The following is a 9,700-nucleotide window of genomic DNA, read 5'->3' on the forward strand; positions in this document are numbered from 1 at the left end:
GACATGACGAAGATCGTCAACCACTGGATCGGCGGCAAGACCGCCGAGGGCGCGTCGGGCACGTACGGGCCGGTCACCGACCCGGCGACCGGCGAGGTCACCACCAAGGTCGCCTTCGCAGGCGTCGAGGAGGTGGACGCGGCGGTCGCCGCCGCGAAGGACGCCTTCGCCGCCTGGGGACAGTCCTCGCTGGCCCAGCGCACCTCCATCCTCTTCAAGTTCCGCGCGCTGCTGGACGGGCACCGCGACGAGATCGCCGCGCTGATCACCGCCGAGCACGGCAAGGTGCACTCCGACGCGCTCGGCGAGGTCGCGCGCGGCCTGGAGATCGTGGACCTGGCCTGCGGGATCACCGTCCAGCTCAAGGGCGAGCTGTCCACCCAGGTCGCCACCGGCGTCGATGTCGCCGCCATCCGGCAGCCGCTCGGCGTGGTCGCGGGCATCACCCCGTTCAACTTCCCGGCGATGGTGCCGATGTGGATGTTCCCCCTCGCCATCGCGTGCGGCAACACCTTCGTGCTGAAGCCGTCGGAGAAGGACCCGTCGGCCGCTCTGAAGCTGGCGGAACTGCTGGCCGAGGCCGGGCTGCCGGACGGCGTCTTCAACGTCGTGCACGGGGACAAGGTGGCCGTGGACCGGCTGCTGGAGCACCCGGACGTGAAGGCGGTGTCCTTCGTCGGCTCCACCCCGATCGCCCGCTACATCCACACCACCGCCTCCGCCCACGGCAAGCGCGTCCAGGCCCTCGGAGGCGCCAAGAACCACATGCTGGTGCTCCCCGACGCCGACCTCGACGCGGCGGCGGACGCGGCGGTGAGTGCCGCCTACGGCTCGGCGGGCGAGCGCTGCATGGCCGTCTCGGCGGTCGTCGCCGTCGGCTCCATCGGCGACGAGCTGGTGCAGAAGATCCGCGAGCGCGCCGAGAAGATCAAGATCGGCCCCGGCAGCGACCCCACCTCGGAGATGGGCCCGCTGATCACCAAGGTCCACCGGGACAAGGTGGCCTCATACGTCACCGGCGCCGCCGAGGAGGGCGCCGAGGTCGTGCTCGACGGCACCGGATACACCGTCGAGGGCCACGAGGGGGGCCACTGGATCGGCATCTCCCTGCTCGACAAGGTGCCGACCAGCGCGAAGGCGTACCAGGACGAGATCTTCGGCCCGGTGCTGTCCGTGCTGCGCGTGGACACCTACGAGGACGGCGTCGCCCTCATCAACGCCTCCCCCTACGGCAACGGCACCGCCATCTTCACCCGCGACGGCGGCGCCGCCCGCCGCTTCCAGCTGGAGATCGAGGCCGGCATGGTCGGCGTCAACGTCCCCATCCCGGTCCCCGTCGGCTACCACTCCTTCGGCGGCTGGAAGGACTCCCTCTTCGGCGACCACCACATCTACGGCAACGACGGCACCCACTTCTACACCCGGGGCAAGGTCGTCACGACCCGCTGGCCCGACCCCTCCGACGCCCCCGCAGGCGTCGACCTGGGCTTCCCCCGCAACCACTGAGCCGCGCGGACATCCGGGCCCGAAGCCAGCTTTCGCCGGCTTCGGGCCCGTCTTTTTTCGGCCAGGGCCTGCGGTTCCCGTACGGGTGACGAAGGCGCGGGGGCTTGCTAGATGGTGCTGTTTCGGTCGTCCAGGGGGGCACCGAGGTGCGGATTTCGTAGGCCGGCACCCATTGACGTGGTGGTTTTCGTCGGTGTTCCATGCAGCGCCGGGAGCGAGACGTACGACACACCGCGAGCCGCCGGAGGCGATACCGCTCCCGCCCGAGTCCTCACCGCACGAGTCGATCGGACGCCGCATGACCGACACGCTCCGCCCCGCCGAGCCAGCCCACGCCGCAGAGACCGGTGACGGCCCGCGGAAACTCAAGCGTTCCATCGGCGTCGTAGGCGGCACCCTGCTGACGCTCTCCTGCGTGACGCCCGCCTCCACCCTCTTCGTGGTCGTCCCGGACCTCTTCGGCACCCTCGGCACCGCGACCGCGCTCACCATCGCCATCGGTTCCGTGCTCTGTATCGCCGTGGCGTTCTGCTACGCCGAGCTGGGCACCCTCATCCCCAGCGCGGGCGGCGAGTACGCCATGGTCTCCACCCTCGCCGGGCGCCTCGCGGGCTGGCTGGTGTTCGTGCTGTCGCTGCTGGTCGTCGTGATCGTTCCACCCGTCATCGCCATGGGCACCGCCGACTACATAGCCCCCCTCGTGCACCTGGACCCCGCCCTCACCGGCGCCGGGGTCATGCTGCTCGCCACCCTCGCCGGACTGCTCGACCTGCGCGCCAACGCCTGGATCACCGGCGTCTTCCTGGTCCTGGAGGTGATCGCGGCGGCCGTCGTCGCGGTGCTCGGCTTCTCCCACGCCCACCGGGGCGCCGGGAGCCTGGTCTCCATGGAGGTGGCCGGAGCCCACGGTGGCATCGACCCCGTCACCGCCGCACTGGTCGTCTCCGGCCTCGCCATCGCCCTCTTCGTCACCCAGGGCTTCTCGACCGCCGTCTACCTCTCCGAGGAACTGGAGCACCCGCGCCGGGACGTGGCCCGTACCGTGCTCGCCACCCTCGCCATCTCCACCGTGATCATCCTGGTGCCGGTCGCCGCCATCACCATGGGCGCCACCGACCTGAAGGAACTGACCGGCGGCGACCTCAGCGCGATGGTGACGGCCTGGTCCAGCACGGCCGTCGGTACGTTCGTCAGCCTCTGCGTCGCCCTCGCCATCGTCAACGCGGGCATCGTGATGGTCATCCAGAACTCCCGCGTCCTGTTCGCCTCCGCCCGCGACAAGGCGTGGCCCACCCCGGTCAACAGCCTGCTCTCCCGGCTCGGCCGGTTCGGCTCGCCCTGGGTCGCCACCCTCACCGTCGGCATCCCCGGCGCGCTGCTCTGCTTCGTCGACCTGGACACCCTGTACGGCGTCACCGGGGTCTCCGTCACCGCCATGTACCTGCTCGTCGCGGTCGCCGCCCTGCTGGGCCGCCGCGACAGCCACCGGCACACCCCCGCCTGGCGGATGCCGCTGTGGCCGGCCGTACCCGTGCTGCTCATCGCCGTCCTCGGCTACGTCCTCGTCCAGCAGGATCTCGTCTACCTGCTGTGGACCGGCGGGATCACCGCCGTCGCCACCCTGTACTGGGCGCTGTACCTGCGGCCCCGCCGCGACACCCACTGGCTGGTCTCACTCCCCGAGGACGCCCGAGGCTGACATCGCGGCGGAAACACCGCCCTACCGCGCCCGCAGTACACCCGCCCGGGCCCGTACTCCCGAAGGAGGGGCGGGGGTTCAGCCCGGCGGGGCCGCCCGGCGGGGAGGGCGGCCCGTACCGTTGGGTCATGGATCTCCGAGTGCCCCGGCTGCTGAAGAGGCCCCGGCGGGCCGCCGCCGCGCTGGGGGCCGCCGTACTGCTGGCCGCCACCGGGACGTGGACCGCGACCGCGTCCGACCCGCCCCGCCCGCACCGCACCGACCGGGTCCTGACCATGGCGGACGGCACCCGCGTGGACACCTCCTACTTCACCTCCGGAGGCGGCGGCCGACGCCCCGCCGTCCTCCTGGCCCACGGCTTCGGCGGCAGCAAGGACGACCTGCGCGCCCAGGCCGAGGACCTCGCCGGGCACGGGTACGCCGTACTCACCTGGTCCGCGCGGGGCTTCGGCCGCTCGACGGGCAGGATCGGGCTCAACGACCCGGCGCACGAGGTCACCGACGTCTCCCGCCTCGTCGACTGGCTGGCCAGGAGGCCCGAGGTCCGCCTCGACAAGCCCGGCGACCCGCGCGTCGGCATGGCGGGCGGCTCGTACGGCGGGGCGATCTCCCTGCTGGCGGCCGGACACGACCCCCGCGTCGACGCCATCGCGCCCGCCGTGACCTACTGGGACCTCGCCGACGCCCTGTTCCCGAACGGTGTGTTCAAGCGGCTGTGGACCGGCGTCTTCTTCAACTCCGGTGGCGGCTGCGGGCAGTTCGAGCCCGCGCTGTGCGCGATGTACCAGCGCGTCGCCCAGTCCGGCGTCCCCGACGCGGACGCCCGCGCCCTGCTCCAGCGCCGCTCACCCGCCGCCGTCGCCGACCGGATCAAGGTCCCCACTCTGCTCTTCCAGGGCCAGACCGACTCCCTGTTCACCCTCGCCCAGTCCGACGCCGCCGAGCGCGCGATCCGGGCCAACGGCGCCCCCGTCAAGGTCGACTGGATCGCGGGCGGCCACGACGGGGGAGACCTGGAGACCGGCCGGGTACAGGGGCGGGTACGGGACTGGTTCGACCACTACCTCAAGGGCGAGCCGGCCGCCGGCACCGGGCCCGCCTTCCGGGTCACCCGCACCGGCGGCGTCGACTCCACCGACGGCAGTACCCGCAGCCGGGGCGCCACCGCCGACGCCTACCCCGGCCTGCGCGGCGACCCCCGCACCATCCCCCTCACCGGCCGCGAGCAGCGCGTCGCCAACCCGGCAGGCGCCAGCCCGCCCGCCGTCTCCGCCCTGCCCGGCCTCGGCGGAGGCGGCCTCGCCCAGCTCTCCGCCCTCGGCACCGGCGTCTCCCTCGACTTCCCCGGCCAGTACGCCAGGTTCGACGCGCCACCCCAGCGCACCGCCCTCCGTATCACCGGCACCCCGACCGCCCGCGTCCACGTGAAGTCCACCAGCGCCGACGCGGTCCTCTTCGCCAAGCTCTACGACGTCGGCCCCCGCGGCGGCCAGGTGCTCCCCGGCCGGCTCGTCACCCCGCTCAGGATCACCGGCGCCAAGGCGGGCAAGGACGTGACCGTCACCCTCCCGCCCGTCGACCACGAGGTGCAGCAGGGCCACCACCTCCGCCTGGTCCTCGCCGCCACCGACCTCGGCTACGCCTCACCCACCGCCCCCGCGACCTACACGGTCTCCCTCAAGGGCCCGTTGAGCGTGCCCACGGCCCCCGCCGTCACCACCGCGGCCACCCCGCTGCCCGCCTGGGTCTGGTGGCTCCCCCTCGCGGGCGCCGCAGCGGCCCTCGCCCTCCTCCTCAGCGCCCGCCGCCGCACCTCAGCCCCCGCACCCGATCCGGAACTTGCCGAAGTCCCGCTGGTGATCACCGACTTGAGCAAGCGCTACGCCAAGTCGTCGGACGGGTACGCCGTACGCGACCTCTCCTTCCGCGTCGAGAAGGGCCAGGTGCTCGGCCTGCTCGGGCCCAACGGCGCGGGCAAGACCACCACCCTGCGCATGCTGATGGGCCTGATCCGGCCCGACGGCGGCGAAATCCGCGTCTTCGGCCACGCCGTCCGTCCCGGCGCCCCGGTCCTCTCCCGCGTCGGCGCCTTCGTGGAGGGGGCCGGCTTCCTGCCCCACCTCACCGGCCGGGAGAACCTGGAGCTGTACTGGCGGGCCACCGGCCGCCCGCCCGAGGACGCCCACCTCGCGGAGGCCCTGGAGATCGCCGGCCTCGGCGACGCCCTGGCCCGCGCGGTACGCACCTACTCCCAGGGCATGCGCCAGCGCCTGGCCATCGCCCAGGCCATGCTGGGCCTGCCCGACCTGCTCATCCTGGACGAGCCCACCAACGGCCTGGACCCGCCGCAGATCCGCGAGATGCGCGAGGTGCTGATCCGGTACGCGGCCGCCGGACGCACCGTCATCGTCTCCAGCCACCTCCTGGCCGAGGTCGAGCAGTCCTGCACCCACCTGGTGGTCATGGACCGGGGCCGGCTGGTCCAGGCGGGCCCGGTCCGGGAGATCGTCGGCTCCGGCGACACCCTGCTGGTCGGCACCGGCACCCCCCTCGCCGGCCCGGTCGTGGACAAGGTGGCCGCCCTGGACGGCGTCGCCTCCGCCGTACCGGCCGAGGACGGCCTGCTGATCCGCCTCGAACCCGGCAACACCGCGGGCGCACTCGTCGTGGACCTGGTCCGGCTGGAGGTGCCCGTGCTCTCCGTCGGCCCGCACCGGCGTCTGGAGGACGCCTTCCTCACCCTGATCGGAGGCTCCGCGTGAGCACGCTCACCGAGACCGCGGAGACGGCACCCGGCTACCGCGCCTCGCGCACCCTGCCCGTACGCGTGGAGCTCGTCCGCCAGCTCGGGCGGCGCCGCACGCTGGTCATGGGCGCCGTCCTGGCCGCGCTGCCGCTGGTCCTGCTGGCCGCGTTCGCGATCGGCGGTGACCCGGCCGGGCGAGGGCGCCGGATCTCCCTGATGGACACGGCCACCGCGTCCGGCGCCAACTTCGCCGCCGTCAGCCTCTTCGTCTCGGCCGGCTTCCTGCTGGTCGTCCCGGTCGCCCTGTTCTGCGGGGACACGGTCGCCTCCGAGGCCGGCTGGTCCTCGCTGCGCTATCTGCTGGCGGCGCCGGTGCCCAGGGCCCGGCTGCTGTGGTCCAAGCTCGTGGTGGGGCTCGGCATGAGCCTGGCCGCGATGATCCTGCTGCCCACGGTGGCCCTCGCGGTGGGCACGGCCGCGTACGGCTGGGGTCCGCTGCTCGTGCCGACCGGCGGGTCGGTGGAGGCGGGAACGGCGGTCGGGCGGCTGGCCGTGGTGGTGCTGTACCTCTTCGCCTCGCAACTGGTCACCGCCGGGCTCGCGTTCTGGCTCTCCACCCGGACCGACGCCCCGCTCGGCGCGGTGGGCGGTGCGGTCGGGCTCACCATCGTCGGCAACGTGCTGGACGCGGTGACCGCGCTCGGCCACTGGCGGGACTTCCTGCCCGCGCACTGGCAGTTCGCCTGGGCCGACCTCCTCCAGCCGCACGCCGAGTGGGCCGGCATGGCCCAGGGCGCCTCGGTCTCGGTCACCTACGCCCTGGTCCTCTTCGCCCTGGCCTTCCGGGGCTTCAGCCGCAAGGACATCGTGTCCTGACCCGGGAAACACGGGGGCGGCCCACCGGTCGGAACCGGTGGGCCGCCGCTGCGGGGGGCTCGATCAGCCGTTGCCGGTGCCGTTGCCGGACAGCGCGGAGATGTCGTCCAGGATGTGCGACAGCGGCTCGTCGCCCTTGGCCTGGGTCGAGTTCTCGACGCACTGCTGGTTCTGCGGCGAGGACAGGACGGGGATGTCCTGCACGCCGACGTTGAGCAGAGCCACCAGGGACTGGGCGTTGAGCTTCGCCGGCAGGCCGATGCAGGGCTTGTTCAGCGACCCCTGCACCAGAGCCAGCTGCGGGCTCATGTTGCCGTAGGTGGCCGAGTTGCCGAACGCCTGAGAGGCGCCGTTGCCGCTGAACGACGTGGTGCCGTGGTCGTCACCGATGGCCAGGGCCTGCGGGGCGGCCGCGCCCGCGAGACCGGCGACGGAGGCGGCGACGGCCGCGGTTGCCCACAGCTTCTTCATGTTGGTTCCCTTCGAAAGGCGGACTCCGGGGAGGAGCTGCGTGATCGTCAACGGGGAAGCGGGCGCCGGGGTTGCGGTCTTTGACCCTATCGGGGCAGCGCAGTCCGATGAGTGCACAAACGCCCCCCTAGCTCAACCGCCCCGGAAACACCCACGGGCCGCCGAAGGTGTCGGCGGCCCGGAGGGCCGGATCTCGCGCGCGGGGTCCGTGAGCGTACGGAGGGTCAGTTGTTGCCGGTGCCGTTGCCGGAGAGCGCGGAGATGTCGTCCAGGATGTGCGACAGCGGCTCGTCGCCCTTGGCCTGGGTGGAGTTCTCGACGCACTGCTGGTTCTGCGGCGAGGACAGGACGGGGATGTCCTGCACGCCGACGTTGAGCAGAGCCATCAGGGACTGGGCGTTGAGCTTCGCGGGCAGGCCGATGCAGGGCTTGTTGAGCGAGCCCTGGTTGAGCGCCAGCTGCGGGCTCATGTTGCCGTAGGTCGCGGAGTTGCCGAACGCCTGAGCGCGCGGGAAAACGGCCGCGCGCCTCGGCGGGAATTCCGTCTCCTCCGTGCACCGGAACCGATCCGATCGGGTGACTTACCGCAACCAATCGGCGCCCCCCGGGTTGATGTCTCCGCAGGAACGACCGTCTGGCGAGCAGCCAGGAAAGCATCTGGCGAGCAGCCAGGAAAGGAAAGCGAAATGCTGAAGAAGGCAATGGCCGCGGCGGCGGTCGCCGCGTCCTTCGTGGGTGTGTCGGCGGCGGCGGCCCCTCAGGCGCTTGCCATCGGCAACGACACGGGCACCACGTCGTTCAGCGGCAACGGCGCCACCGAGGCGATCGGTAACAATGTGACCAACGGTGACCTCAGCCCGCAGGCCACGCTGGTACAGAGCTCCGTGAACAAGCTCTGCGTCGGCCTGCCGGCCAAGGCGAACCTCCAGTCGGTGCTGGCCGCGATCAACGTCGGCGTCCAGGACATCCCCGTCCTGTCCTCGCCGCAGAACCAGCAGTGCGCCGAGAACTCCACCCAGGCGAAGAACGACGAGCCGCTGTCGCACCTCGTCGACGACGTCTCCGTCCTCGCGGGCAACGGCGTCGCCAACGACTGACGCGGGCGCGAGCGCTTCGAGAAAACCGCCCGGCGGCACGGATTTCCCGTGCGCCGGGCGGTTTTCGCTGTCCGTCTACTGGGCCTCCGGGCTGCTCCATGCTGTCAATTCCTTGAGGGCGTTCGAGTGAATTGGCAGGCCATGTCCGTTCCACAGTTTCTTCCGTCGTCTATTCCTCGTTCTACAACCTGCCGGTCATGGTGCGAGCCGTTCAAGTTGTGCTCGCTCGGTTTCGGCCGTCACAGGGCATGACCGCAGAGAAGGGAAAGACCATGAAGAAGAGCGCTGCTGTCGTCGCCGGCGCCATCCTGGCTCTGGGTGGGGCGGCTCCCGCCTTCGCCGACGCGGGTGCCGAGGGCGCCGCGGTCGGTTCACCGGGCGTGCTGTCCGGCAACAACCTCCAGGTCCCGATCCACATCCCGGTCAACCTCTGTGGCGACTCCGTCGACGTGATCGGCCTGCTGGACCCGGCGTTCGGCAGCGCCTGCGTCAACGACTGACGCGTATAACGCAAGGCACCAGCCCCCACGGCTGTGTTCAGGCCGGCCCCGGACCGTTGATCCCATGTGAATCTGCGTTCCGGGGCCGGCCTTCCCACTTCTTCGAGCAGGAAGACCACGAGATTGCGACAGACCCTGAGCAAGGGCATGGTCGTGGCCGCCGCCGCGACAGGTGTGCTGTCCTTGTACGTCAGTCAGGCGCTCGCCGATTCGGGAGCGCACGGAGCCGCACAGGGCTCTCCCGGCGCGCTGTCCGGCAACACCCTTCAGGTGCCGGTGCACGTCCCGGTCAACGTCTGCGGGCACTCCGTCGATGTGGCGGCCGCGCTGAACCCCGCCGTCGGCAACGCCTGTGCCAAGGACGCCCTCCCCAAGGCGCCCCGCACCACCGCGCCGTCGTCCTACGGTGACGACGACGAACCGAGCACCCCGGTCAAGACCCCGCCCGCGTACGGCGCCGAGGAGACCAAGCCGCCGGCCTCGTACGGGGACGACGAGACCACCCCGCCCCCGTCCTACGGCCACGACGAGCCGAGCACCCCGGTCACCACCGCGCCCGCCTCGTACGGTCACGACAAGGAGACGACTCGTCCGCCGTCGTACGGGCGTGACGTGGAGACGACTCGTCCGCCGTCGTACGGGCGTGACGTGGAGACGACTCGTCCGCCGTCGTACGGGCATGACGTGGAGACGACTCGTCCGCCGTCGTACGGGCGTGACGTGGAGACGACTCGTCCGCCGTCCTACGGGCGTGACGTGGAGACGACTCGTCCGCCGTCGTACGGGCATGACGTGGAGACGACTC

8 protein-coding genes and 1 pseudogene are annotated in these 9,700 nt (G+C 71.8%); 7 read left to right on the top strand and 2 right to left on the bottom strand.

Features of this window, described 5'->3' with window-relative positions:
* Positions 1–3 precede the first annotated feature (3 nt).
* From mmsA to E5082_RS26525, 4 genes are all read left to right on the top strand, one after another.
* Positions 4–1,506, top strand: a complete 1,503-nt coding sequence (gene mmsA / locus E5082_RS26510; RefSeq protein ID WP_135793764.1) for a CoA-acylating methylmalonate-semialdehyde dehydrogenase — start codon at positions 4–6, stop codon at positions 1,504–1,506.
* A gap of 298 nt (positions 1,507–1,804) precedes the next feature.
* Positions 1,805–3,205 (top strand): APC family permease, encoded by a 1,401-nt coding sequence (locus E5082_RS26515; protein ID WP_135793765.1) that lies wholly within the window; start codon positions 1,805–1,807, stop codon positions 3,203–3,205.
* Positions 3,206–3,333: 128 nt separating this feature from the next.
* Positions 3,334–5,967: a CocE/NonD family hydrolase gene (locus E5082_RS26520; RefSeq protein ID WP_135793766.1), complete on the top strand. Its 2,634-nt coding sequence runs from the start codon at positions 3,334–3,336 to the stop codon at positions 5,965–5,967.
* Positions 5,964–6,827, top strand: coding sequence for an ABC transporter permease (locus E5082_RS26525; protein WP_135793767.1), 864 nt, complete (start codon positions 5,964–5,966; stop codon positions 6,825–6,827). Before E5082_RS26520 ends, E5082_RS26525 begins: the two co-directional genes overlap by 4 nt.
* A gap of 63 nt (positions 6,828–6,890) precedes the next feature.
* On the opposite strand, the gene E5082_RS26530 is transcribed toward E5082_RS26525, so the two are convergent.
* Both E5082_RS26530 and E5082_RS26535 read right to left on the bottom strand, forming a co-directional pair.
* Positions 6,891–7,298, bottom strand: a complete 408-nt coding sequence (locus tag E5082_RS26530; protein WP_135793768.1) for a rodlin — start codon at positions 7,296–7,298, stop codon at positions 6,891–6,893.
* A gap of 224 nt (positions 7,299–7,522) precedes the next feature.
* Positions 7,523–7,801 (bottom strand): annotated as a pseudogene (locus E5082_RS26535) (rodlin); the annotation flags it as partial.
* Positions 7,802–7,984: 183 nt separating this feature from the next.
* Between E5082_RS26535 and E5082_RS26540 the strand changes: the two are divergent.
* The 3 genes from E5082_RS26540 to E5082_RS26550 all read left to right on the top strand — a co-directional run.
* Positions 7,985–8,395 carry a rodlin gene (locus E5082_RS26540; protein WP_135793769.1) on the top strand — a complete coding sequence of 137 codons (411 nt, stop codon included), beginning with the start codon at positions 7,985–7,987 and terminating at the stop codon, positions 8,393–8,395.
* Positions 8,396–8,667: 272 nt separating this feature from the next.
* Positions 8,668–8,895 carry a chaplin gene (locus tag E5082_RS26545; RefSeq protein WP_135793770.1) on the top strand — a complete coding sequence of 76 codons (228 nt, stop codon included), beginning with the start codon at positions 8,668–8,670 and terminating at the stop codon, positions 8,893–8,895.
* A 123-nt stretch (positions 8,896–9,018) separates the two neighbouring features.
* On the top strand, positions 9,019–9,700 hold a 682-nt coding region (locus E5082_RS26550; protein ID WP_135793790.1), incomplete at its 3' end, for a chaplin.

Source organism: Streptomyces griseoluteus (assembly GCF_004784465.1).
GTDB classification, from domain to species: domain Bacteria; phylum Actinomycetota; class Actinomycetes; order Streptomycetales; family Streptomycetaceae; genus Streptomyces; species Streptomyces griseoluteus.

What these genes read in the sequence shown, in the direction of transcription:
- E5082_RS26530 (WP_135793768.1), bottom strand. Translation starts at nt 7,298, where the DNA reads ATGAAGAAGCTGTGGGCAACCGCGGCCGTCGCCGCCTCCGTCGCCGGT.
- E5082_RS26540 (WP_135793769.1), top strand. Translation starts at nt 7,985, where the DNA reads ATGCTGAAGAAGGCAATGGCCGCGGCGGCGGTCGCCGCGTCCTTCGTG.
- E5082_RS26515 (WP_135793765.1), top strand. Translation starts at nt 1,805, where the DNA reads ATGACCGACACGCTCCGCCCCGCCGAGCCAGCCCACGCCGCAGAGACC.
- E5082_RS26520 (WP_135793766.1), top strand. Translation starts at nt 3,334, where the DNA reads ATGGATCTCCGAGTGCCCCGGCTGCTGAAGAGGCCCCGGCGGGCCGCC.
- E5082_RS26545 (WP_135793770.1), top strand. Translation starts at nt 8,668, where the DNA reads ATGAAGAAGAGCGCTGCTGTCGTCGCCGGCGCCATCCTGGCTCTGGGT.
- mmsA (WP_135793764.1), top strand. Translation starts at nt 4, where the DNA reads ATGACGAAGATCGTCAACCACTGGATCGGCGGCAAGACCGCCGAGGGC.